The organism is Trinickia violacea (assembly GCF_005280735.1).
Lineage (GTDB): Bacteria > Pseudomonadota > Gammaproteobacteria > Burkholderiales > Burkholderiaceae > Trinickia_A > Trinickia_A violacea.
Genome location: NZ_CP040078.1, coordinates 795,844 through 819,112, shown reverse-complemented (window position 1 = coordinate 819,112; position 23,269 = coordinate 795,844). Strand labels below are relative to the sequence as shown.

Sequence of the window (23,269 nt, the reverse complement as noted above, 5' to 3'; positions counted from 1 at the left end):
TCCCGCACGCGGCGAGGCACGGCGCGCGACACGCCTACGATCCATCCGATGTTTGCGCGATTCAGTTCGCTACCCCGCGTTGTTGGACGAATGCGGCGATCTGCGGCAGCGTCACGTAGCCGAGCTTCTGCGTATCGATCTCGTCGAAGTGCTTGGCGACCATCGGCATGCCGCTGGCGGCCTGTTCGCGCGTGAGCTTGCCGTCGTGGGTGGTGTTCGCGTTCGCGAAGCGGGTCTGCAGCTGCTGCGCCATGCGCTCCATCTTCTGCGGGCTCATGTTGCCCATGCCGGGTTGCGGCGCGGTTTGAGCGAAGGCGCAGGTCGAGGCAAGGCACAGCGCTTGGATGGCGATCATCTTGTGGATGGCGTTCATGGGGTTCTCCGTGGGGTTGGGTGTCGAAACGTCGCTGGCGGTGTGCTGCGATGCGTTCGACGGCAGGGCGAATTCTTGGCCACGGAGGCTGGGAAGGCAATTTGGGAATTATGTCGTGGGATGTCGCCGGAAAAAAAGGGAACCGGGACCTTGCGTCACGGCCAGTCGCGCACGTTGGACTGCAACATAAAAATTATTTAAATCAGCAGCTTATGTACGTTTTGTACGTTTTTTTGCACGTGTACGATTTTGTCGTACATATCGGCGAAATCGTACATAAGCTCAGATCGCCTCCCCGCCTGCACACTCAATCCATCACCGCAAATCAACGCTTGCGCTTCTTATTTTTGCCTTTCGATTTGCCCACCGACACACCCGCAATCGATCGCGCCAATTCCAGCACGCGCGGCGTATCCGGCTCGCCGTCCAAGTAAGGCGTTTCCGCCAGCCGGGCAACCTTGTTCAAGCTGCGGATCATCACTTTGCCGGTATCGGGATAGGTACAGACCTCATGCGGGTCGTTCAGTCCCACAGCGAAAAAGAGCAAATCCTCGTCGAACGGATTGGCGAGCTGGTGAGCGACGCCCATACCGGCCGGGCACGAGATGCAGTCCCCGGCGCGAATTTCCTGGAGCGCATTGCCGTAACGCAAAACCCCGCGACCGGACAGCACGAAAAACACTTCGTCCTCGCGTGCATGCGCATGAAACGGACAGGCCGTGCGGCCCGGCGGCAAACGTGTCAGGTTGGCGCCGAGGCGGCCAGGGATCGAATCGAGCGCCGGTGTCAGCGGCTTCCACGCGCTGCCCCAGTGCTCGCCGTTCAAGCGCTCGATTTCCCTGACATTGTCGACGTTCACGACATAGGGCAGTGCGCTCTGTATTTTGGACGGGCTGCTCTTCGTGGATTGGCCTTTCTTTGGCGATTTTTCTTTCTTTGCGGATTTCTCTTCCTTTGCGGATTTGTCTTTCTTTTCCGGCTGCTTTTTCATGCCCTCGTCTCGTCGCAGATGTCAGAACCGGCAAATATACCCGCAACGATCGTCACCGCAACATAAACGACATCGCCGACAAGCAGTTCAGCGTCCTCACCGCGTGTTCGACCGAAGGTGTTTCGAAGCGAAGCGTCACGCCGTCGATACGCGTGAGCGTGGGCCATTGGCAGAACAAGTCGGCGAGCGCGGTTGTTTGCACGCGGAGTTCGCACTGGGTGGGGCGTTGCGTCACGCCCGATCGCTCAAATCGACCGGCACTACCACGCACTCGCCGCGCCATCGCCTCTTGCGCCGCCGCACGAATCGCCGCACACGCGGCCGCCGGCGTCTGCGTGACGCCGCTTGCATGCCCCGACGCCGTCTTCACCGTGACGAAATCCGCCTCCGGAAATGTCTCGCGCGTCTCCTCGACGAACACATCGTCGCCGGTCAAAAGCGCGACACGTGCCCCATATTCCGCAGCCAGCGCCCCATACACTCCCGCCTCGCCCACCTCCGCGCCGTTCATCGACACGCGCGCAAATGCAAAGCTGTTGATCGTATGCGCGAGTATCCCGCGGCTTTGCGCCTTCGCGTGATAGCCGATCATGAACACCCACTCCGCGCCGTATTCGAGCCCCGCCATCATCCCGAGCGTGCGCGGCTTGCCGAGCACCACCTGCGCGCGCTCGTCCAGCAGATCGGGCAGCAGATTGCGAAAGCCGCCGTGCGAATCGTTGACCCACACTTCGGTCGCGCCGCCCGCGAACGCGCCTTCGATCGCCGCGTTCGCCTCTTCGGTCATCCAGCGCCGCGCGCGTTCGTATTCGCCGTTGCCGGGGCGCGTCTGTTCGGTGTGAAAGACGCCTGCGACGCCTTCGATATCGGTAGAAATCAGGACTTTCATCGTGTCGGTTGAGCGAGGATTTGCGTGAGATCGGGCGCCGCGTCGGCGAGCGACAGGCGTCGGTGACCGTCGCGGCCCGTGACTGTCGTCGCCTGAAAGAGTGCGTCGATGATCGCTTGTTCGACGCTGTCGGCCGCCGCGTGAAAAAGCGGATCGAGCCGCGCATCGGCCACGCACGGCGGCACCGCAACGAAGTCCGCTTCGTGCGGCACCGTGTACGCCGTCGAGAACGCCAGCGAGATATCGCCGCTGCCATGGCCATAGGTCGAGCCGGTGCGCGCGAGCCCGGCCGCTGCGCGCATCGAGAGCCGTTTCAACTGGCGCGCATCGAGCGGCGCGTCGGTTGCGATCAGCATGATGATCGAGCCTTGCTCGGGTTTTGCTACGAGCGCGCCTGCAATGTCCGCATTTGCGCGCTGCTCCAAGGCGGCTCGCTCGGCGAGCGCGCGTCCAACCGGCACGCCGCCGATCGTCAGCATCGGCAGGCGCCCGAAGTTGGCGAGCACGAGCGCGCCGACGGTGTACGAAGTCCCCGCGGCCAAAGCCATGCGCGAAGCCGATCCAATTCCGCCTTTCAGATCGAAGCAGGACATCCCGCGTCCGGCGCCAACGGCACCGCGCGCGAACGTCCCGCTCGCTGCCGCAGACGCGGCGTCGTAGTGTTCCTCCCTAACGGCCAGCGCTTGAATATCGTTCAAATACCCGTCGTTGCATTCGAACACGAGCGGATTGACCGTCGGCCATTCGCGGCCGATCAGCGGATTCTCCGCAATCGTCGCGCGAATCTGCGCCTGCGCGATCGCGCCGACGCCGAACGTATTCGTCAACGCGATCGGCGTCTCGAGCACGCCCAGCTCCTCGACTTGCACAAGGCCGATGCTCTTGCCGAAGCCGTTGATGACCGTCGCCGCCGCCGGGACTTTGTCGCGATAGAGGTTGCCGCCATTCGGGCGCACGACGGTCACGCCCGTTTGAATCGATCCATCGTCGAGCGTGCAATGCCCGACGCTGACGCCCGGCACATCGGTGATCGCGCCACTCATGCCCGGTCCAACTTCGGATCGAGCGCATCGCGCAGCCCGTCGCCGAGCAGGTTGAACGCCAGCACGGTCAGAAAAATCGCGAGGCTTGGAAAGAGCGCGATATGCGGCGCGGTCACCATGTCGGCGCGCGCTTCGTTGAGCATCGCGCCCCACTCGGGCGTCGGCGGCTGCGCGCCGAGACCAAGGAACGACAGGCTCGCCGCTGTGATGATCGAGGTGCCGATGCGCATCGTGAAGTACACGACCACCGACGAGATCGTCCCCGGCAGGATGTGCCTCATGATGATCGTCCAGTCCGACGCGCCGATGCTGCGCGCCGCCTCCACATACGTGAGGTGCTTGAGCATCAGCGTGTTGCCGCGCACGAGCCGCGCGAACGCGGGGATGCTGAACACGGCCACGGCGCAGATCACGTTGACCATGCCGTTGCCGAGAATCGCGACCACGCCGATCGCGAGCAGAATGCCGGGGAACGCGAACAGCACATCGGCGACGCGCATCGTGATGCGGTCCCACCAGCCTTCGTAGTAGCCGGCGAGCAGCCCGAAGAACGTGCCGATCACTGCACCGATCGCCACTGAGAAAAATCCCGCCGCGAGCGAAATGCGCGTGCCGGCGAGAATGCGGCTGAAGATATCGCGGCCCAGCGAATCGACGCCGAACCAGTGCGCAGCGGAAGGGCCTGCGTTCAACGCGTCGTAGTCGAAATAGTTCTCGGGATCGTACGGCACCAGATGCGGCGCCACGATCGCGCAGATGACGAGCAGCAGCACGAAAACACCGGCCGCGAGCGCCACCGGCTGCTTCTTGAACTTGCGCCAGAACTCGCTCCACGGCGTGCGGATCGCGCGCGCTTCAGGCACGGCGGCCGACGGGGACATCGAGGACTTCACCGCGCCGTCCTCATTGGCAGTCGCATTCATGATGCCTCCCGTGTCGACCCGAGTTGGCGCTTCAGCGCCTTACTCGGGTCCCATGCCGCCCCAAGGGAGGCATCCGCCCCCTCGGGGGGCAGCGAACGATAGTGAGCGTGGGGGTAGTTCAATCTAGACCTCACTTGAAGCGGATGGTCGGATTGATGACGGCGTACAGCACGTCGACGACCAGATTGATGACGATGAATTCGAGCGAGAACAGCAGCACTTCGGCCTGAATCACGGGATAGTCGCGCATCGAAACGGCATCGACGAGCAGCCGCCCGAGCCCCGGCCAGTTGAACACCGCCTCGACGACAATCGAGCCGCCGAGCAGAAAGCCGAATTGCAGGCCCATCATCGTGACGACCGGAATCAGCGCATTGCGCAGGCAGTGCTTCACGACGACGATCGATTCGCGCACGCCCTTCGCGCGCGCGGTCCGCACGAAGTCTTCGTTCATCACTTCGACGAACGACGCGCGCGTAAAGCGCGCCATCACGGCGGCAACCGCCGCGCCGAGCGTGATCGACGGCAGCACGTAGCTCTTCCACGTGCCGTCGCCGACGATCGGCAGCCAGCCGAGCTTCACCGAAAAAATCTCCATCAGCAGCATGCCGAGCGCGAAGGCCGGAAACGAAATGCCGGAGACCGCGAGCGTCATGCCGATCCGGTCGGGCCAGCGGTTGCGCCACACTGCCGACACGATGCCGATCGCCATCCCGAACACCGTCGCCCACACCATGCTCACGAGCGTGAGCAGCATCGTCGGCATGAAGCGCTCGCCGATTTCCGTCGCAACCGGGCGCTTGCTGCGCGTCGAGACGCCGAAGTCGCCATGCGCGATGCGGGTGAAGAAGTTCGCGAACTGCGTGGGCAGCGGCTTGTCGAGCCCGAGGTCGGCACGCACGAGCGCGACCGTGGCGTCGTCGGCCTCCGGGCCGGCGGCAAGACGGGCCGGGTCGCCGGGCAGCATGTGCACGAACAGAAACACCAGCACCGCGACGATCAAGAGCGTCGGCAGCAGGCCAAAGAGACGCTTGACGAGAAAATTCAGCATACGAGCGGGTCCGTGTCGAAACGCGGCTTGCTTGCACGCTCGTTGTGCGCGCAACCAAACCGCCAAGCCACCCTTACTTGATGGCGATTTCGTCGAAGTTGAACGAGCCGTCCGGCATCACATACGCACCGGACAGGCGCTTGCTGCGCGCATAGACGATCTTCTCTTGCACGAGGAAGAGCCACGGCGCGTCGGACCAGATGCGCTTTTGCGCGTCGCCGTACAGCGCGGCCTTCTGCGTGCGATCGGTTGTTTCAAGCGCCTTCGACAACGCTTGATCGACATCCGCGTTCTTGTAGTAAGCGGTGTTCACGAGCTTCGGCGGGAACGAAGCGGACGCGAGCAGCGGCGTGATCGCCCAATCGGCTTCACCGGTCGACGACGACCAGCCGATGTAGTACATCCGCACCGGCGCGGTGGCCGGGTCCGGCGCGCTCTCGACCTTCGCCACGCGCTGCCCTGCCTCGAGCGCCTGCACCTGCGCCTTCACGCCGACTTGCGCGAGCTGCTGCTGGATGAATTGGATCGCCTTCTGCGACGTCGTGTTGTTGTACGCCGACCAGAGCGTCGTCTCGAAGCCGTCCGGATAGCCCGCTTCCTTCAACAGCGCGCGCGCTTTCGCGGGATCGTACGGCCAGGGTCCGAGCTTCACCGCGTAATCGACCCCCTGCGGCACGACACCGTCCTCGGGCGTCGCGAAGCCCGAGAACGCGACCTTCGCGAGCGCGTCCTTGTTGATCGCGTAGTTCAGCGCCTCACGCACTTTCGGGTTGTCGAACGGCTTTTGCTGCGTGTTCAGACTCACGTAGCGATTGATGATCGACGGCACCGAAATCAGATCGACCTTCGGACTCGCCTGCAGCACGCCCGCCTGCTCATACGGGATCTGGAACGCGAAATCGGCCTCGCCCGTCTGCATCAGCGCGGCGCGCGTGTTGTTGTCGACCACCGGCTTCCAGTCGATCGCATCGATCTTCGGGTAGCCCTTCTTCCAGTAGCCATCGAATTTCTTGACCTTGAGGTCGTCGGTCTGCTTCCATTCGACGAGCTCGAACGGGCCGGTGCCGACCGGATGGAACGCGATGTCCTTGCCCCACTTCTTCAACGCGGTCGGCGAGATCATCACCGCCGACGGATGCGCAAGCACGTTGATGAACGCCGAGAACGGCGTTTTCAGCGTCACGCGCACCGTGTACGGATCGACCACCTCGGTCTTGTCGATGCGGCTGAACATGTTGTAGCGCTTCAACTTGTTCGCCGGATCGGTGATGCGGTCGAAGTTCGCCTTCACGGCAGCCGCGTTGAAATCCGTGCCGTCCTGGAACTTGACGCCCTGGCGCAGCTTGAACGTGTAGACGCGCGCGTCGGGGCTCGCCTCGTAGCTCGTCGCGAGCACGTCGACGAGCTTCATGTCCTTGTCGAAGCCGAAGAGGCCCTGATAGAACGACTTCGCGACCGCCATCGAAAGCGTGTCGTTCGCGTCGTAGGGATCGAGCGTCGTGAACGTCGACGCAACCGCCATCACGGCCTGCTGTTCGGCATGCGCCGTGCCGCCCGCTGCCAACGCGAACGCGCACACGCCGCCGGCAATCAGGGCTCGCAAGCGGAACTGGGAAGAGAAGAGAGACGACGTCATGCCTTGGGCTCCTTAGTAGTCCGTTTGAGGTCTCAGGTTTGAGGTCTTAATACGCGCCGCCGATGCGATGCTCGGCGACGTAGTGATCCGGTCCGACCGCGACGAGCGGCGCCACGAGCGGCTCGTCGCCGATCGCGCGAATCGGGTTCGGGATTTCATCGGCGGCGAGCATCCGCTTCGCGTGCCGGCGCGCCGGGTCGGCGACCGGCACCGCGCTCATCAGCTTCTTCGTGTACGGATGGCGCGGCGATTCGAACACCGCACGGCGCGGCCCGATCTCGACGATCTGGCCGAGATACATCACCGCGACGCGATGGCTTACACGCTCCACGACCGCCATGTCGTGCGAGATGAACAGGTACGCGACGCCCAGCTCGCGCTGCAGATCGAGCATCAGGTTGACGATCTGCGCTTGCACGGAAACGTCGAGCGCGGAGACGGACTCGTCGGCGATCACGACCTTCGGGTTCAGCGCGAGCGCCCGCGCGATGGCGATGCGTTGACGCTGACCGCCCGAGAATTCGTGCGGATAGCGGCGCGCGGCGTCGGCCGGCAAGCCGACTTTCTCGAGCAGCCACGTGACGCGCGCTTGCGCTTCTTCGCCGCGCATGACGCCGTGCACGAGCAGCGGCTCCATGATCGAGAAGCCGACCGTCAAGCGCGGATTGAGCGACGCGAACGGGTCCTGAAAAATGAACTGGATATTGCGGCGCAGCGCTTGCAGGTCCGTGCCTCTCAGCGAGCTGATATCGCGACCGTCGAACTCGATCGTGCCGCTCTGGCTTTCGACGAGTCTCAACAGCGATCGCCCTGTCGTCGACTTGCCGCAGCCCGACTCGCCGACGAGCGCAAGCGTCTCGCCGGGACGCAGATCGAAGCTCACGCGTTCGACCGCATGCACGTTCTGCGCGACGCGTCCGAACAGGCCGCTTTTGACCGGAAAGCGCGTGACGAGATCGCGCACGCGCAGGATCGGCGGGGTGCTTTCGTGCACTTCCGGCTGCTGCGCGTCGACGCCGGGCGCCGCAGCCGCAGCGACGTTCGCGTTCGTTGCGTCCGCAACGAGATTCTCGGCGGCACCCGCAGTTGAATCCTGCTGCACCTGGAGAATCGGAAACTTCGCGGGCCGCTCCGTGCCCTCCATCGAGCCCAAGCGCGGCACCGCGGCGAGCAGCGCCTTCGTGTAGGCATGCGACGGCGCCGCGAAAATCCGGTCCGAGCGCCCTTCCTCGACCTTCTCGCCGCGATACATCACGAGCACGCGATCGGCGACCTCCGCGACCACACCCATATCGTGCGTGATGAAGATCACGCCCATGTTCATCTCGTCCTGCAAGCCGCGGATCAATTGCAGAATCTGCGCCTGGATCGTGACGTCGAGCGCGGTGGTCGGCTCGTCGGCGATCAGCAGTGACGGCTTGCACGAGAGCGCCATCGCGATCATCACGCGCTGCCGCATCCCGCCCGAAAGCTGATGCGGATAGCGCGCAAACACGCGGCGCGACTGCGGAATGCGCACGAGATCGAGCAAGCGCAGCGCTTCGGCGCGCGCCTCCGAGCGGCTCTTCCTCTGATGCAGCGCGATCGCCTCGGCGATCTGATCGCCGACCGTGAACACCGGATTCAGCGATGTCATCGGTTCCTGGAAGATCATCGCGATGTCCGCGCCGCGAATCGAGCGCATCGTCGCGTTCGACGCCTGCGCGAGATCGAGCACGCGTCCATTGCGGCGCTTGAACGCGATGCGTCCGCTCGTGAGCCGCCCGCCGCCGTTTTCGATGAGACGCATCAGCGAAAGCGACGTCACCGATTTGCCCGACCCCGATTCGCCGACGATCGCGAGCGTCTCGCCGCGGTCGACCGAGAACGACAGCTGCCGCACCGCTTCGAACGTGCGCGCATCGCGCCTGAACGCGACCGACAGATCGTCCACCGCGATCACGCGCGGCTCAGGCAGCAAATCGGCAAGCGGCCCCGTTGCATTCGATGAAGTCGACACGATCGATTCCTCGTCGTTTAGCGCTCGATTAGCACTTGAAAGTTAGGTGCGCGGCAGTCGCGCTCATCGATAGATCGCGGTCACGGGCGCCTCGCCCACGCGCGCGTATCCGCGGTACATCCCTTCGGTGTTGAACGGCAGCGTGACGTTGCCGTACTTATCGACGGCGACGAGGCCGCCGCGTCCGTCGATGCGCGGCAGCTTGTTCATCACGACGTCATCCGCGGCGGTTGCGAGCGGCACGCCGCGATATTCCATCTGGGCGCTGACGTCGTACGCGACCACCATCCGCATGAACATTTCGCCGCTGCCCGTGGTCGAGACGGCGCAGGTGGCGTCGTTCGCATAGCAGCCCGCGCCGATCAGCGGCGTATCGCCGACGCGGCCCGGCTCCTTGTTCGTGATGCCGCCCGTCGACGTCGCGGCGGCGAGATGGCCGTGCAGATCGAGCGCGACCGCGCCGACCGTGCCGAACTTGCGGTTCGGATCGATCGGTTCGTGGGGAATGTCCTGCGCGCTGGCGAGCGCGGCGGCATCGTGGTCGAGCAGCGCCTTGCCGGCTTCGCGCGCCTTCAACAGCTGCTGGTAGCGCGCGTCGGTATGGAAGTACGACGGGTCGACGATTTCGAGCCCCTGCTTCTCGGCGAACGCCTCGGCGCCGGCGCCCGCGAACATCACGTGCTCGCTTTGCTCCATCACGCGGCGCGCGGCGAAGATCGGATTCTTCACGCGTTTCACGCCGCACACGGCGCCCGCTTCGAGCGTGCGGCCGTCCATGATCGCGGCGTCGAGCTCATGCGTGCCATCCGACGTGAACACGGCGCCGTGTCCGGCATTGAAGAGCGGACAGTCTTCGAGCAGGCGCACGGCGACGCTTACCGCGTCGAGGGCGCTGCCGCCATCGGCGAGCACGCGCTGGCCGGCGGCGAGCACGTCGCGCAACGCCGCGTGATACGACTGTTCGGCTGCGAGGTCCATCGCGGCGCGCAGGATCGTGCCTGCGCCTCCATGGATGGCGAGAACGGCGGTGCGAGTCATGGTGTTTTCGAACGTTTGGAAAGACGGGATTTCAGTGGCGCGCCGGCCGCAATCGGTTCGGTGGCCGCGCGCGGCTTCGTGAGCCAGGGCAGCACGAATTCGGTCATCTCGGCGGCGGCCTTGGCGGAGCGCTTGGTGCGGTGCGCGACCGCATCGCAAAGCGCCTCGATCACCGCGAGCACCGAGGCGTCGCAGTTCGCCGCGAGGCGCCGCTCGGCCCGCACATACAGCGCGAGGTGAGCGAACTGCGCGAGCGGCGAGTCGACGCTGTCGGTCAGCGCGAGCACGCGCGCGCCGAGCCCGGCGGCGCGCGAAGCGAGCGCGATCGTGTCGTCGACGTAGCGCGGAAACGCGATCGCGATCACGAGATCGTCGGCACTCGCGTTGAAGAGCCGCCGCGCCGCGTGCGTGGGACCGCCGGCCAGCGCGAGCGATTCGACGTTCTCGTGATAAGGCGCGAGGCCGTGTTCCATCAGCCCCGCGAGGAAAGCGCTCGAGCCATAGCCGAGCACGAACACGCGGCGCGCGGCGAGGATCGCTTCGACGGCGGCCTCGGCGCTCGCCGCATCGATCGCGCGTTGGGTGGCGTGCAGGTTGGCGATGGTCTGTTCGAGCGACGCGTCGAGCAATTCGCCGCCGCCCGCAGGCGATTCCTGCGCGCTGCGCAAGCGCTCGACCGGCGCGAGCGTGGCCTCGAAGCCGCGCACGAGCGCGTCGCGAAACGCCGGATAGCCCTCGAAGCCGAGCGCGCGCGCAAAGCGGTTGGCGCTCGCGACCGACGCGCCGGTGGCGTTGGCCAGTTCGTCGATGCGCATCGTCGCCGCGCGAAACAGATTGGCCTGCACGTACTCGCCCATGCGCCGGTGAATCGGCGTGAGGCTGGGCATCGCCGCGGAAATGCGCGCCGAAATCGTCTGTTCGACAGGCGGCGCCTGCGTGGAAGCCTGCGTGGAAGAGTGACGGGCCATGGGGTTCAAAGGGTGTCGCGATTGAAGCGGCTACGGAAAACTTTCATCTCGTAATGAAAATATGTTTACACGAAAATTTTCCGAGAAAAAAATATTTTCATCCAGTGCGGGTTTTCTCTAATACGCGTGCATACGCACACAAACGAGCGCCGCGCACCTGTGCGGAACATGCATCAAACGTTCGAAGCGGAGAAGTACTGGGTCGGCGTCACGCCGAGCGTGCGGCGGAACATGGCGATGAACGCGCTGATGCTGTCGTAGCCGAGGTCGAGCGCGATGCGAGTCACCGGCGTTCCGGCCGCGAGCATTTCGAGCGCGCGCATCAGCCGCGCGCGCTGGCGCCACTCGGTAAAGCTGAAGCCCGTCTCGGCGACGAAGCGGCGTGTGAGCGTGCGCACCGGTATCGCGGCCCACTCGGCCCAGTCGTCGATGCGCCGGTTGTCCGCCGGATGGTCGGCGAGCGCCTGCGCGATACGCACGAGGCGCGGGTCGCGCGGCAGCGGCAAGCCGAGCGGCTCGCGCGGCAAGCTGCGAATCTCGTCGCGGATCACCCCGGCAATGCGCGTCTGCGCTTCCTCGTGCGGCGCGTCGCTCCAGGTCGCCGCCCGCATCACTGCTTCGCGCAGCAAGCCCGATGTGCGCATCGTGCAAGGCGTGTCGGGCAGCACGTCGCATGCGTGCGGCGCGACATAGACGCTCCAGCCCGCGAAGGCGCCGTGCGAGCGCAGCGAATGAACGTGATGCGGCGGAATCCAGACCGCGTGGATCGCCGGCACGACCCAATGGCCGCTCGCCGTGCCGACTGTCAGCAGCCCGCGCGACGCGCCGAGCAACTGCCCGCGCGCGTGGCTGTGCGCGGCCGTCGAACGAGGCGTGTCGCCGATCCGTTGGGCTGCGACGACAAGCGGCCCGCCGGCGGATTCGGCGCGCGACGGAGAAATGAGCGGATCTGACATGGCCTGAATGCGGTATTGAATGGCCCCAATAGCGTATCCGAGCCTAAGCACGCTGGCTACACTCGCCTCACCCCTGACCCTCACGGAGATACACCATGCGTGCTGAAGACATGCTTCCCGACGACAAGAATGCCGGCGAATTCAATGGCGTCGTCGTCCGCAAAGGCTCGGTCGGCGCCTTTCTCGCGAATGCGAAGACCCTCGCCGACCCCCAGGTTTCCGACGAAGCGCGCGCGCTTGCCGAGCGCGATATGGTCGAGTTGCTGCCCGCGCTTCGTGCGCTCGGCGTCTTCGATGTCTTCGAGATTCGCGACGCAACGTTGCGCGCATTGGTGAATGACAGGGTTGTCCGCTAGGGCCGCTTTCCTTTACGTCTCTAAAAAAGCCGGAGAGATCGATTAAAATGCCCGCCTTTCTCGAACTCCGCGGACGCTTGCCGTCTGCGGATCTCACCAGGAGGCGATTTCCGTGCAAGACCTTCTCGCACATATTCATCCGGACAACTGGACTTTCCTCTGGAACGCGCTCTCGACGTTCTCGGTCAACGCGTGCACCGCCGTTCTCGTGCTCGTCATCGGCTGGTGGATTTCGACGCGCGTCGGCCGCTGGCTCAACCGCGTGCTGACCAACAAGGCGCGCCTCGATACGACGCTGCGCCCCATCGTCTGCGATGCGAGCATCTGGGGCATCCGCATCGTCGCGATCGTCGGCGCGCTGTCGCAGCTCGGCATCCAGACGGCCAGCATCGTCGCGGTGCTCGGCGCGGCCGGCCTGGCAATCGGCCTTGCGCTGCAAGGCACGATGCAGAACATCGCGGCCGGCATCATGCTGCTGCTTCTGCGTCCGTTCGGGGTCGGCGATTACATCGATGGCGGCGGCGGATCGGTGGCCGGCACGGTCGAGGAGATCAGCCTCTTCACGACGCGCCTCACGAAACCCGACGGCATCTGCGAATACGTGCCGAACAGCGCGCTCTGGAGCAATTCGATTCGCAACTACTCGCGCAACCCCACTCGCCGCCTCGACCTCGAAGTCGAAGTGTCGGTGCGCGACGACGTCAATCGCGCGCTCGACGCGTTGCGCGCCCTCGCCGAGAGCGAACCCGCCGCGTTGAAGGACCCCGCGCCGCAAGTCATGGTGATCCGCTTCGACGACAGCACGGCCGTCGTGAACATTCGCGTCTGGTCCAACATCGCCGACTTCTGGACCATGCGCTGGGACCTCTCGCGCAAGGTGCGCCAGACGCTCGCGGACGCGCAGTGCGCGCTGCCGATTCGCACGCGCGAACTGCATATCGTGCAGAACGCGGGGGAGTCGAAGTAAGGCGGCCTATTTGCGAATCGGCGCGGATCGGCGCGTGGCCTCGCTTCTAACGCGCGATTACGTGCCGCTGCCGCAACGCGTCGCCCGTTGGCCATTCGCGCCGTCCTCGACTCGCCAGCCCAATTGCTTCAACGCGTCGCGCAATTCATCGGCTAACGGCCAGTGCTTCGCGGCGCGCGCCGCTTCACGTTGCGCGAGCAACGCCGCGACGTCTGGCGGCACCGCTTCGACCTCCGCTTTCCACTCCGCGAGCCGCAAACCGAGCACGATGTCGAATTGATCGACCGTCGCGCGCCGCACAGCGGGCGGCAAATCGCTTCTCACCAGCTCCCAGAGCACGGCCAGTGCGCGCGGCATGTTGAGGTCCTGGTCGATCTCGGCGCGAAAGCGCGCGACGAAACCTTCATCGGTCGCACTGCCGCACAGCGCAATGTCAGGCGTGCTGTACGCCGCGGCATGTTGCCTCCGGCAGGCACCAGCAGCTCAGTATTGCCCAAAGGCGCGGCAGCCTGCACGGTTTCCCAAAGATACTCTTGCGGACGTCGGACGCAGCGATTGCAAGCCGCACAAATCAGCCAGCCCACGTCATCGCAACGTTCGGTCGCAAACAGTTCGTACACCTCCTATCATCATCAGCTTCTCTCCTGGCCTTGCTGCGCCTCACTGGACACGTCTGCTGCATCTCGCAACGCACCTGAGTTCGGACGCAAACGCAGTCGCGGCGCGGCCATCGTGAACCGGGCACCGGCCGGCCGCTAGCCAGCCCATCGTTGCCTGAACGGCTGAGCGCGTACGAGACTCATTTTCACAGCGCCCAGTTCGTCGAACTGAAGCCTGCTTCAAGCTCCGCTAAAAGCGATGCCGGATGCCAATAACTACTTGCACTTGGCTCTGAGTTTTGGAGGCGGTTAGGCCAGTGAGGCTTGCGACCGCCTTCCCGCCGGTCGAATCAGTGCCAGACGCATGCTGATAAGCAGTGACTGCGTAAAGGTCAGTTCGCTTGGATAGGAAGTAGTCTGCCCCGATCGTGCCTTGATTGTAAGTTGCACCGTTGACGCCGTATCCTTTCAAGTAGTTATAGGCAACGCCGAGGTGGAGGGTAGGCGTGAGTTGATAGCCGACGTTGACTTCAATGTCGTGGAATTTTGCATCGCCGCCTGCGCCGGTAGCCGGGAGACCCGGTAGTGTCCCGATACCCTTGAACTGCGTGTTGCTGTAGTCAACGGCGAACGTAGCGGAACCAACGACGTAAGAAGCGCCTGCGGCGAAGATCTGCTGCGTTTTCGCGGACGCATAGCCGGAATACACGGGGCTTGCAGTCATGTTGGACCCCGTAGTGCTCGAAGCTGCGGTATTGCCAAAATACGAGAAGTTAGGATCCTGCGCGTTGACGAAGCCGGCGCCAAGCGTGAGTGGTCCCCAATTGTAGTTCGCCCCGACTGACCAGATCTGGTTTTGATTGAATTTCCCAGCGACACCGCCGAAGCTGTAGAGGCCTCCGAACTTGAATCCACCGTACGACAGACTACTAAACTTGATCGCGTTGTTGACGTGGTTGCTGCCGTCTTGGTTATCTACATCGCCAGGATGGGCGCTGGCATATCCGCCCCACATCTGTGCCGCCACGAACATGTAGGTGAAGTCAGTAAGCGAATCATATTGACGCCCGAACGTAAAGGTACCTATGTTCGATGATGAAATGCCGAGATAGGATTGGCGTCCGAACTCGTCGCCCCCTTGAGCGAGCTTTCCGTTCGCAACACTGAAGCCGTTTTCGATCACGAAAAGTGTTTTCAGTCCGCCGCCGAGGTCCTCAGCGCCTCGCAGCCCCCAACGGTCGCCACTGAGATTTCCGACGGTCATCGAATACTGCTTGTGGCCGCCAATGTTGTTCGCATAGGCCATGCCGACGTCAATCAAACCGTAGAGTGTGACGCTGTTCTGAGCACGTGCGGTACATGTGAAAGAGGCTACAACGGCCGCCGCAATCAAGGACTTTTTCATATGAAGGTCTTGCATTTGGATAAAAAATAAATGGAAACGACGCTCATCACGCGTCGTCACCAGACCACTCCGGGAGGCGCCGCGAATAGGAGTCCTCTCAACTCGCAGCGTCAAGATGGATGTAGCCTGCCTGGAATCTCCGCATTAGCAAGGTCACGCGACCTGCCCTTGGACGACTCTTTTTGGAACGCCGGCAACCAGAGTTGCCGGCGTCCAGGGAGCCTTCCTTACTTGATGACCACGCGCGCGCTGCTCGTCGACTCGTCTTCCATCGTCACGAGAGCGATCGCCTTGTCGCCCTTGACAAGCTTCACGCCGGGAGCGGCCGCAGCAAGTGCGGCCAGGCCGGAAATTCGTTTCATGGGAATAGCGCCAGCAGATAACGGTTGATCATTCGGGCAGATGCTGCAACACGAACGACAGTGTGGCCTCATGCTCGTCGCTGTTCGTCTTCGCGGGTTCCGACGGCGGCGTATCCAATATCGCAACGACTACGTTCAGGCCCTGGTTGCGCACCTTTATCGTCACGGTGCCGTCGGCGCCGGTCTTCAGCGGTTCGGAATCGGGGTCGTTGAGGAGGTCTGGCTGCACCTTGGCGCCGGGCGCGGGCTTGCCGTCGAAGAGCACCCGAACCGTGAGCGGCTGGCCCATCTGATCCGGCAGCTGTTTGCCGACCGGCACGATCTGCAGCTTCTGCGCGGGCAGTACGGGCATCGCCCCATCCAGAGGCCGGCGCAGATGCACCGCGTACTTGAATGTGTGCTCGCTGATCGTGGCGTTGGGCACCTCGTCCTTGCCCTTGTTGTACCACTTGCCGTCCGCCGTCTTGCTCCACAGGCCGTTGTCCATAATCCCGGCAACGATTGCCGGCTGGTTGTCGGTATTCACCACGAGCAGCGGCCCGCTGGGCGTGAGCTGCGTGGAGACCTCCTTACCCTGCTCGTCGTAGGCCGAGACACTCTTCACCTTTTGCTGGCGCTTGATGACATCCAGGTCGTCGCCGCCGAGGCCGTAGATCAGCGCCAGCTGGTTAGAGCGTTGCGCGAACCAGATGCCATGGGCCTGCGCCAGGCTGGCGGCACCCATGCCTGCAATCAGGCTTGCCACGACAGCAAGCTTTCCGGTGATCTTCATTTGTGTCTCCTTTCAGTGGTTGGAAAAAAACGGTCAATTCGCATCGCTATTGATGGCCGTGAAGGTTATGCGCTGCGTACTCGTAGTAAAGCGTCGACGGCTCGCGTCCGCGCTTGACGAACGCCTTGTGCTTTACGCCCTTGTCATGCGCCGTCATCAGGTCGTAGCGCAAGCTCGGCGAAACACGCAAAACGTCCTCGGAGTCGAACACGTACTCGAATCCTTCAATATTTAGGTATCCATACCGTGTTATCCTCTATCGCGCCAGCAGTCGCTCAGATCAAAACTTTAGATTACAGTTTGCCGACAGTGCCGGCCTTTCCATCTACAGATCGAGTATCAACGTCCGGCTATTGGCACGCGAGCAGCAGGGAGTGAAGCGATCGTTCCTATTTTTCTCTTCGTCGGAGAGAAACACGTCGCGATGCTGCGGCTCGCCTTCCAGCACGCGAGTCACACAGGTTCCGCAGACGCCTTGCTCGCAGGACGCCGGAATATGGATTCCGCAATCGGCCAAAGCAGCAATCACCGTCTTTTCTGCAGGGATACAAATAGTCTTACCGGTGCTTGCGATCGTGACGTCGAATTCGATATTGCTGTCGGATTCCCTGCGCTCAACGCTGAAATATTCCTTGTGCACATTGTTTTCGCGCCAGCCTTTTTGCAATGCGGTGTTGATGACAGCATTCATGAATGCCTCGCCGCCGCATACATATAAGTGCATTTCGGCATCGTGCGTTTCGAGAAGCGCGGCTAGATCTAGCCGTTGCTGTTTCTCGTCTTCCGTGAAGTGGAAGAAAACGCGGCCGGCGAATTTCGAGCGCGCGATGCGGTCGACAAAGGCTGCGCGCGCCGCCGAGCGCGCGAAGTAATGCATTTTGAAATCGGCTCCGAGACCAGCCAGGCGTTCCGCCATGCAAAGAATCGGCGTAATACCGATACCGCCCGCGATGAGCACGGAGTGCTTCGCGGATTCCACGAGCGGAAAGTGATTTTTCGGGGCGCTGACTTCAATCATGTCGCCTTCCTTGACCTGCTCATGCATGGCCCGCGACCCACCGCGCGTGGGTTCCGCCCGCATGACGGCAATGAGATAGCGATGTCTTTCCTCAGGACGATTGCACAGTGAGTATTGTCGAACCTTTCCGCCGGGTACATGAACATCAACGTGGGAACCAGCAGTAAACGGGGGCAGCGCTTTTCCGGCAGGGTCCACAAGTTCAAAAGATTGAATGTTCTCCGCTTCGGCCGTTTTCCTGGCCACTTTCAACGCGAGCGTCGTTCGGGGCGACGCGGGAGCCGGCCGAGGGCGTTTGCCGCGCAGATAACTGCCGATGCCGGCGAAAGCCAATACCGGTATAGAGAGCATGCCGATCAGTTGCAGCACTTGAATAAATCCGCCGCTTAGCCATCCGTAATGCAGCGCAAGCGCCGCCAGGTAAATTCGATGACCTAAGCTGTTCTCGCCATATGGAGTAAAGCGCAACACTTTGCCTGTGCTCGTATCGAGACTAACGTAGGAAAACGCATTGACATGGGGTGCGTCGCGCGCGACAAGATCGACGTTGAAAGCATCCCCGGGCTTGCCGGGGTAGTGAATGCGGGCATATTTCGGTTGCGGCACCAATGCCTGCGCGCGTTGCCAGAGGGCCTCGACTGGCAGGCTTTGCGTATCCGCCTTCACGACCAATCTAGGAGAAGGTGCGGGGGGCTTGGAGGCCGTCAGTGCGTAGAGCGCATCCCTCACGAATTGAAACGATTGCAGCGCGCCGGTGAGCGCGGACGCAAGCAGGATGAGGCTGACATAGACGCCAAGGGTTTTGTGCAGATTGATCCAGCGCGCGCGACCGGTGAGGTTGGGCTTGATCGTGACGGCGCGCCTGCGTTTGCGCAACGCCTCTGGAATCCACACAGCCAAGCCGCCACCGATCAGGACAATCGCGAATGTCAGCGCAAGCGATCCAGCGACGACGCTTCCGTTCTCCAGAAACTGAAAGCTGTGCAGTTTGGCCATCACACCGAACAGGCCGCCGTAACGATCCTCGCTTCCAAGCACTTTGCCAGTGCACGGATTGACGTAGTACCACCGGTGGTCGCTGAAAAGAACACGCGTGCTGGAATCCGCGTTGTCGTATATGCGCAGCTGCTGTGGCCGACCTGCGACTGGATTGGAAGCGCTGGCATTGGCAATCAACGTATCGAGCGGCAGGCGCTCTTTGCACGATGCGACTTTGAGCAGATCGTGGTAGATGACAGGTTCGAGTGGCTCCCGAAACAGCATGCCCGCGCCGGTAACCGCCACCATGACGACGAACAGACCGATGCTCAGGCCTGTCACGCGATGTAACTGACGAATACGCTCACGTAGAGATACACGCATAGGATTACCTATAATTGGAATGACGTTGGCTTTGATCGTTAGGGCCGGATAGTACGTCAGGAGCAAACCCGATAAGATAAGACTCCAAATTAACGCCCCTATGACGCTTAATAGCGGTAAGATCCACGAATTCTCCTGGCGCACTTCGACTTGATGATTTGGTCGATGGCGAGCCTTGACAGTACGCGTACCCGCGGCGAACCAATGAGTCCAATTCAAAAAGTTTGATAGGTCCAATGGCTGACTCGTTGCTTGCTGACCTCCTGATCGGCCGTCTCCGTCGGGACGGGTCCGTACCACTACAGATCCAGATCGCGAACGGGATCCGGGACGCGGTATCCGATGGCACTCTGAAGGCATCCGCACATTTGCCGTCCTCCCGAACGCTCGCGGCGGCACTAGGGGTCTCCCGAATAACCGTTGTAACGGCTTATCGATTAGCATGACGAACTTTTTTGTCGCCGCGCGACGCGAGCTGCCGGCTCACGCAAACAGTTCGGCCGCCACGCCCTATCGGAGCGCGGCAGACTCTGCTGTCGAGCGGCCCCAAAACGCGCGCTTTATGTTGTCGTCACACTGCGAATCAGCGACATCTGCATTCTTGCTTGATTAAAGTATTTTCAATGACGCAGGTTGGGTGCGATTCACTAAGATGCATCCAGCAAAAATTTGCCGAAGCAGCCAAACGCTTTGTGGGCCAGGCCGTCACTTGGCACGTGCAAATGGGCAGGCAGTACTGACGGAACATAGTTGATGGAGAGTTGGATGAACCCCGCAGAGATGTCCTTGCGTCTGGTGGTTGAAAAATGGTTGGCGTCAACTTTGACCACATCGCTCCGGATAACACGGTTCACTCACGCACGCTGCGCTCACGGACACTATGTGCGGGTCGAGGCGTCGCGACTGGAGGGAATAGTCGCGCTTTGCTTCTTTCAACATGCAGATGGTGCGTGGCGGGTATTCCCGCCTTATCCAGCCCGCCCGACCATACGTCCTTGTTTAGATGGAGTCGGAACGGCTGTTTAACCGGTACGTCGCCGTTTCTTTTGATAGGTCCAATGGCTGACTCGTTGCTTGCTGACCTCCTGATCGGCCGTCTTTGTCGAGACGGGTCCGTACCACTACAGATCCAGATCGCGAACGGGATCCGGGACGCGGTATCCGACGGCACTCTGAAGGCATCCGCACATTTGCCGTCCTCCCGAACGCTCGCGGCGGCACTAGGGGTCTCCCGCATAACCGTTGTAACGGCTTATGACAGGCTAGCGGCCGACGGCTATCTCCATACCGATTCCACGAGTGGCACGTTTGTCTCCGACAAGCTGCCGCAAGCGATGAAGTCGGCGCCTCGGGAATCAACCGCACGAACCCTGTCCGAGCGCGGGGAGCGACTGATACGCGCTCCTGCGGGCATCCAGGAACGCAAGGGGGCGTTCGTGCCGGGTGTCTGCGATACGGATTATTTTCCTTATCAGATTTGGAGGCGTATCCAGAATCGCTATCTCGGGGAGCAGCATGCGCACCTCATGGGCTACTCCAATCCAGGCGGATATCTCCCGTTGCGCCGCGCGCTATCGGAGTATTTGCGCGTATCGCGCGCGGTTCGGGCCTCCCCGGAACAGATCATCGTAACAATGGGGAGCAATCAGTCGATTGACCTTTGCTCACACATTCTGGCCGACGTGGGTGAACTGGCCTATGTTGAAAACCCTTGCCACTGGGCAACGCCAATCCTGTTGCGCGCCAACGGGCTGGAAGTGGAGGCTATTGCCGTCGACAGTAACGGTATGAAGCTCGAACGATGTTTGCGCCGACCTCGACTCGTAGTGACGACCCCATCGCATCAGTTCCCAATGGGGGTGACGTTGTCGGACGAACGGCGTGCCCATCTGCGTGCGGCCGCTGAGCAGTGGGACGCATTCGTTCTGGAAGACGACTATGACAGTGAATTCCGATATGACCAGCGTCCGCTTCCGTCTCTTCAAGGCGTCGATGAAAGCGGCCGTGTCATTCTGATGGGAACGTTTAGTAAGGTCATGTACCCCGGCATGAGGCTCAGCTATATCGTTGTTCCGCCCGGCCTGGTCGATTCCTTCGCAGCCGCTTCGTTGCGCTTATACAGACCAGGGCACCTTTCCTTGCAGGCAGCGATGGCAGACTTCATTGCGGACGGGCATTTCTCGAAGCACATTCGGCAGATGCGCGATATCTACGGGGCGAGGCAATCGGAATTGCTCCGATGTCTGGACCAGTGCTTTGGCGATGCACTTGAAACATCACGGAACGCCGCGGGTCTGCATATGACAATCAGGATCCGGGATCTGGTTGACTTCGATACGACTGTATCGCGATCGCTTGAGCAGGGAATTTACCTTCGCAGGCTGCACACGTTCAATCAAGGCGATCCAGGATTTCGTGACGGATTTCTGTTGGGATTCGGCGCGCTCGATATCGAAGCCATCCGTCCCGCTGTCCAGACCTTCGCCCGCATCGTCGAGAGCGTAGTTTCCGTGCCGGGCCCGTGACATTCCGGATTGTGCCCCGCTGTCGCCGGACGACAAGATAGCCGGCACGGTGTGACTGAAGTCCCGCTACGCGTAGTCAGAGAAGCAGAAAGCGCGAGAAATTTCTCGACTAAGCCGTCGCCCCCGCCTCTTTTATGCGACCTTGAACTGTTCGATGGTAGATGCCAACGAGTTAGCCTGAGTCTGCAAGACGGTTGCTGCCGCTGCCGACCGTTCGACGAGCGCTGCGTTCTGCTGCACCATCCTATCGAGCTGTGTGACCGCGCGATTGACTTCCTGAATCCCGCGTGTCTGTTCGTTGGCCGCACGCGTGATCCCCGAGATAATCGTTTTGACCTCCGTCACATTAGTGACAATCTCGCTCATCGTCTCACCCGCCTGACGCACCTGCACCGAGCCCGCTGCAACGCTTGCTACCGTAGACTCGACGAGTTCCTTAACTTCGCGCGCAGCCTGCGCGCTGCGCTGGGCGAGGCTGCGCACCTCCTGCGCGACGACTGCAAAGCCACGGCCTTGCTCGCCTGCTCGCGCGGCCTCGACAGCAGCGTTGAGCGCGAGGAGATTAGTCTGGAAGGCAATGCCGTCGATCACGCCGATGATCTCGCCTATCCGGTCGGACGCTTTCTCAATCCTCGCCATTGTCGTGACTACATTAGCCATTAACTGGCCACCATGCGAAGCGATCTTCGCAGCGCCGGCCGAACGCTCGTCGGCCTCGCGGGCCGCCGCGGTTGACTGATCTACAATCCCGGTAATTTCATCCATCGATGCGGCCGTTTGCTGCAGGCTCCCCGCGGCAGACTCTGTACGGGACGAAAGGTCGTGGCTTGCGGTTGCGATTTCGTTAGCAGCCGTGCGCACCGATTCGCTTGCGTCGCGAATCTGCAGCATTACGCTTTGCAGTTTCTCTCCGAAGTTGTTAAACGAGCGTGCGATGTCACCCACCTCGTCGCGCCCATCGGCCGGCAAGCGCTGAGTCAGATCACCATCACCCGAACCGATAGCCGCCATCGCGTCGCAGACATGTCTAAGGCGGCGGAACGCGGTCGTCGTTATAACGCCAACGATTAGCGATGCGATGCCGACGATGACGATGAGGGACACGAGTGACGCAGTCAATAGCGACCGCGTTCCTGCAGTCGCTTCAGACTTGTCGAGAGCGATAACAACGCGCCAATCGGTTCCTGGCACCGACTGTGTGCGTATTAGCTTCGTCTTATCATTGATCGTGACCGCAAACGGAGTGGTAGTGACTCTGTCGAAATCCGGTGTGAGATCAGTAACAGGCTTGAATGTGAGCTTCCGGTCCGGATGCGCAATGACCCGGCCGCCGTTATCGATCAACATGCCGAAACTCGTCGGAGTCGGATGAATCGATTTTACGTTCGCAACCACGCTGTCTAACGCCACATCCCCCACGACCACAGCCTTCAGCACACCATCGCGCACCACGGGTACCGCAAACGCAACCAGCAACGCCCCGCTGACGCTGACGTAGGGTGTGGCAATCGGCTTTCCGGCCCGCACGGCATCCCTGTACCAGGGGCGACTGGTGGGATCGTAGGTGGACGGAATGTTGGGCCAATCAGTGAACTTGGCCGTCTTGTTCGGATAGCCGACGCCGATATCCCAGAATCCTCCCGCCATAGCAACCTGCTTAAGCATTGGCACCGGGTCGGACGTCAGAGCAACGTCCTGCAGCGACGAAATCATTCGGGCCTTCGAGGCGACCCACTCGCCGATAACGACAGCATGGTTATCTACGTCAGAGCTCAAGTTGCGGTCAATCTCCTCCTCATTGCTCGCCTTAGCGATGAAATAGTTAGTCGCGGTACTGGAGACAACTGAAAGAACCACAAGAGCTACGCAAGCACAAACAACGCGCGCGCGAATGGACGATAACATTTATAGACTCTGTATTGGATAACTAACCTTTGTTCCCGTGATCTCTTCGGGTGAAAGACGTGGCTGGCGGACAATGTCTCTTATCGAATCGTCAGCCTCGTGCGTTGGCGGTCGCATCACAAAAAGGCGCG

21 protein-coding genes and 1 pseudogene are annotated in these 23,269 nt (G+C 61.9%); 4 read left to right on the top strand and 18 right to left on the bottom strand.

Annotation, left to right across the window (positions count from 1 at the left end):
- Positions 1–61: 61 nt before the first annotated feature.
- The 11 genes from FAZ95_RS25730 to FAZ95_RS25680 form a co-directional block, all read right to left on the bottom strand.
- Complete coding sequence (locus FAZ95_RS25730) at positions 62–364, bottom strand: EF-hand domain-containing protein (protein WP_137337589.1); 303 nt, start codon at positions 362–364, stop codon at positions 62–64.
- Between the two features lie 334 nt (positions 365–698).
- The gene (locus FAZ95_RS25725) at positions 699–1,364 is read right to left on the bottom strand and encodes a cupin domain-containing protein (protein ID WP_137335334.1); all 666 of its coding nucleotides are present in this window, start codon (positions 1,362–1,364) and stop codon (positions 699–701) included.
- A gap of 52 nt (positions 1,365–1,416) precedes the next feature.
- Complete coding sequence (locus FAZ95_RS25720) at positions 1,417–2,253, bottom strand: M55 family metallopeptidase (RefSeq protein ID WP_137335333.1); 837 nt, start codon at positions 2,251–2,253, stop codon at positions 1,417–1,419.
- The gene (locus tag FAZ95_RS25715) at positions 2,250–3,296 is read right to left on the bottom strand and encodes a DmpA family aminopeptidase (protein WP_137335332.1); all 1,047 of its coding nucleotides are present in this window, start codon (positions 3,294–3,296) and stop codon (positions 2,250–2,252) included. Before FAZ95_RS25715 ends, FAZ95_RS25720 begins: the two co-directional genes overlap by 4 nt.
- Entirely contained in the window at positions 3,293–4,177 is an 885-nt protein-coding gene (gsiD, locus tag FAZ95_RS25710) for a glutathione ABC transporter permease GsiD (protein ID WP_137337588.1), read from the bottom strand. The genes FAZ95_RS25715 and gsiD overlap by 4 nt, the downstream gene beginning before the upstream one ends.
- A gap of 172 nt (positions 4,178–4,349) precedes the next feature.
- A complete protein-coding gene (gene gsiC, locus FAZ95_RS25705; protein WP_137335331.1) occupies positions 4,350–5,270 on the bottom strand; it encodes a glutathione ABC transporter permease GsiC in 921 nt (306 codons plus the stop codon).
- 73 nt (positions 5,271–5,343) lie between these two features.
- Positions 5,344–6,906: a glutathione ABC transporter substrate-binding protein GsiB gene (gene gsiB / locus FAZ95_RS25700; protein ID WP_137335330.1), complete on the bottom strand. Its 1,563-nt coding sequence runs from the start codon at positions 6,904–6,906 to the stop codon at positions 5,344–5,346.
- 46 nt (positions 6,907–6,952) lie between these two features.
- Positions 6,953–8,905 (bottom strand): dipeptide ABC transporter ATP-binding protein, encoded by a 1,953-nt coding sequence (locus FAZ95_RS25695; protein WP_137335329.1) that lies wholly within the window; start codon positions 8,903–8,905, stop codon positions 6,953–6,955.
- 63 nt (positions 8,906–8,968) lie between these two features.
- The gene (locus FAZ95_RS25690; protein WP_137335328.1) at positions 8,969–9,943 is read right to left on the bottom strand and encodes an isoaspartyl peptidase/L-asparaginase family protein; all 975 of its coding nucleotides are present in this window, start codon (positions 9,941–9,943) and stop codon (positions 8,969–8,971) included.
- Positions 9,940–10,911, bottom strand: a complete 972-nt coding sequence (locus FAZ95_RS25685) for a MurR/RpiR family transcriptional regulator (RefSeq protein WP_137335327.1) — start codon at positions 10,909–10,911, stop codon at positions 9,940–9,942. The genes FAZ95_RS25690 and FAZ95_RS25685 overlap by 4 nt, the downstream gene beginning before the upstream one ends.
- Before the next feature lie 173 nt (positions 10,912–11,084).
- The gene (locus FAZ95_RS25680; protein WP_137335326.1) at positions 11,085–11,867 is read right to left on the bottom strand and encodes an AraC family transcriptional regulator; all 783 of its coding nucleotides are present in this window, start codon (positions 11,865–11,867) and stop codon (positions 11,085–11,087) included.
- Positions 11,868–11,962: 95 nt separating this feature from the next.
- On the opposite strand from FAZ95_RS25680, the gene FAZ95_RS25675 reads away from it, so the two are divergent.
- Positions 11,963–12,223 (top strand): hypothetical protein, encoded by a 261-nt coding sequence (locus tag FAZ95_RS25675; protein ID WP_137335325.1) that lies wholly within the window; start codon positions 11,963–11,965, stop codon positions 12,221–12,223.
- Between the two features lie 112 nt (positions 12,224–12,335).
- The gene (locus FAZ95_RS25670) at positions 12,336–13,190 is read left to right on the top strand and encodes a mechanosensitive ion channel family protein (protein WP_137335324.1); all 855 of its coding nucleotides are present in this window, start codon (positions 12,336–12,338) and stop codon (positions 13,188–13,190) included.
- Between the two features lie 57 nt (positions 13,191–13,247).
- Here FAZ95_RS25670 and FAZ95_RS25665 read toward each other — a convergent pair whose 3' ends face one another.
- The 6 genes and pseudogenes from FAZ95_RS25665 to FAZ95_RS40730 all read right to left on the bottom strand — a co-directional run bounded on the left by FAZ95_RS25665 (position 13,248) and on the right by FAZ95_RS40730 (position 18,708).
- The gene (locus FAZ95_RS25665) at positions 13,248–13,547 is read right to left on the bottom strand and encodes a CysS/YqeB C-terminal domain-containing protein (RefSeq protein ID WP_137335323.1); all 300 of its coding nucleotides are present in this window, start codon (positions 13,545–13,547) and stop codon (positions 13,248–13,250) included.
- Positions 13,548–14,039: 492 nt separating this feature from the next.
- Positions 14,040–15,194, bottom strand: coding sequence for a porin (locus tag FAZ95_RS25660; RefSeq protein WP_137337587.1), 1,155 nt, complete (start codon positions 15,192–15,194; stop codon positions 14,040–14,042).
- A 227-nt stretch (positions 15,195–15,421) separates the two neighbouring features.
- A complete protein-coding gene (locus FAZ95_RS40545; RefSeq protein ID WP_302674758.1) occupies positions 15,422–15,556 on the bottom strand; it encodes a hypothetical protein in 135 nt (44 codons plus the stop codon).
- A gap of 28 nt (positions 15,557–15,584) precedes the next feature.
- Positions 15,585–16,328, bottom strand: a complete 744-nt coding sequence (locus tag FAZ95_RS25655; RefSeq protein ID WP_137335322.1) for a DUF4198 domain-containing protein — start codon at positions 16,326–16,328, stop codon at positions 15,585–15,587.
- Positions 16,329–16,374: 46 nt separating this feature from the next.
- Positions 16,375–16,557: pseudogene (locus FAZ95_RS25650) on the bottom strand (hypothetical protein); the annotation flags it as partial.
- Between the two features lie 96 nt (positions 16,558–16,653).
- Complete coding sequence (locus tag FAZ95_RS40730; RefSeq protein ID WP_367873358.1) at positions 16,654–18,708, bottom strand: PepSY domain-containing protein; 2,055 nt, start codon at positions 18,706–18,708, stop codon at positions 16,654–16,656.
- A gap of 236 nt (positions 18,709–18,944) precedes the next feature.
- On the opposite strand from FAZ95_RS40730, the gene FAZ95_RS40725 reads away from it, so the two are divergent.
- Positions 18,945–19,154 (top strand): GntR family transcriptional regulator, encoded by a 210-nt coding sequence (locus FAZ95_RS40725; RefSeq protein WP_137335320.1) that lies wholly within the window; start codon positions 18,945–18,947, stop codon positions 19,152–19,154.
- Positions 19,155–19,766: 612 nt separating this feature from the next.
- Positions 19,767–21,233: a MocR-like pyridoxine biosynthesis transcription factor PdxR gene (pdxR, locus tag FAZ95_RS25630; RefSeq protein WP_137335318.1), complete on the top strand. Its 1,467-nt coding sequence runs from the start codon at positions 19,767–19,769 to the stop codon at positions 21,231–21,233.
- Positions 21,234–21,365: 132 nt separating this feature from the next.
- On the opposite strand, the gene FAZ95_RS25625 is transcribed toward pdxR, so the two are convergent.
- On the bottom strand, positions 21,366–23,138 hold the full coding sequence (locus FAZ95_RS25625; RefSeq protein ID WP_137335317.1) for a methyl-accepting chemotaxis protein: 1,773 nt from the start codon (positions 23,136–23,138) through the stop codon (positions 21,366–21,368).
- Positions 23,139–23,269 lie beyond the last annotated feature (131 nt).

What these genes read in the sequence shown, in the direction of transcription:
- FAZ95_RS25680 (WP_137335326.1), bottom strand. Translation starts at nt 11,867, where the DNA reads ATGTCAGATCCGCTCATTTCTCCGTCGCGCGCCGAATCCGCCGGCGGG.
- FAZ95_RS40545 (WP_302674758.1), bottom strand. Translation starts at nt 15,556, where the DNA reads ATGAAACGAATTTCCGGCCTGGCCGCACTTGCTGCGGCCGCTCCCGGC.
- FAZ95_RS25665 (WP_137335323.1), bottom strand. Translation starts at nt 13,547, where the DNA reads ATGCCGCGCGCACTGGCCGTGCTCTGGGAGCTGGTGAGAAGCGATTTG.
- gsiC (WP_137335331.1), bottom strand. Translation starts at nt 5,270, where the DNA reads ATGCTGAATTTTCTCGTCAAGCGTCTCTTTGGCCTGCTGCCGACGCTC.
- gsiB (WP_137335330.1), bottom strand. Translation starts at nt 6,906, where the DNA reads ATGACGTCGTCTCTCTTCTCTTCCCAGTTCCGCTTGCGAGCCCTGATT.
- FAZ95_RS25715 (WP_137335332.1), bottom strand. Translation starts at nt 3,296, where the DNA reads ATGAGTGGCGCGATCACCGATGTGCCGGGCGTCAGCGTCGGGCATTGC.
- gsiD (WP_137337588.1), bottom strand. Translation starts at nt 4,177, where the DNA reads ATGTCCCCGTCGGCCGCCGTGCCTGAAGCGCGCGCGATCCGCACGCCG.
- FAZ95_RS40730 (WP_367873358.1), bottom strand. Translation starts at nt 18,708, where the DNA reads ATGCGTGTATCTCTACGTGAGCGTATTCGTCAGTTACATCGCGTGACA.
- FAZ95_RS25655 (WP_137335322.1), bottom strand. Translation starts at nt 16,328, where the DNA reads ATGAAGATCACCGGAAAGCTTGCTGTCGTGGCAAGCCTGATTGCAGGC.
- FAZ95_RS25720 (WP_137335333.1), bottom strand. Translation starts at nt 2,253, where the DNA reads ATGAAAGTCCTGATTTCTACCGATATCGAAGGCGTCGCAGGCGTCTTT.
- FAZ95_RS25625 (WP_137335317.1), bottom strand. Translation starts at nt 23,138, where the DNA reads ATGTTATCGTCCATTCGCGCGCGCGTTGTTTGTGCTTGCGTAGCTCTT.
- FAZ95_RS40725 (WP_137335320.1), top strand. Translation starts at nt 18,945, where the DNA reads ATGGCTGACTCGTTGCTTGCTGACCTCCTGATCGGCCGTCTCCGTCGG.
- FAZ95_RS25725 (WP_137335334.1), bottom strand. Translation starts at nt 1,364, where the DNA reads ATGAAAAAGCAGCCGGAAAAGAAAGACAAATCCGCAAAGGAAGAGAAA.
- pdxR (WP_137335318.1), top strand. Translation starts at nt 19,767, where the DNA reads ATGGCTGACTCGTTGCTTGCTGACCTCCTGATCGGCCGTCTTTGTCGA.
- FAZ95_RS25685 (WP_137335327.1), bottom strand. Translation starts at nt 10,911, where the DNA reads ATGGCCCGTCACTCTTCCACGCAGGCTTCCACGCAGGCGCCGCCTGTC.
- FAZ95_RS25690 (WP_137335328.1), bottom strand. Translation starts at nt 9,943, where the DNA reads ATGACTCGCACCGCCGTTCTCGCCATCCATGGAGGCGCAGGCACGATC.
- FAZ95_RS25660 (WP_137337587.1), bottom strand. Translation starts at nt 15,194, where the DNA reads ATGAAAAAGTCCTTGATTGCGGCGGCCGTTGTAGCCTCTTTCACATGT.
- FAZ95_RS25675 (WP_137335325.1), top strand. Translation starts at nt 11,963, where the DNA reads ATGCGTGCTGAAGACATGCTTCCCGACGACAAGAATGCCGGCGAATTC.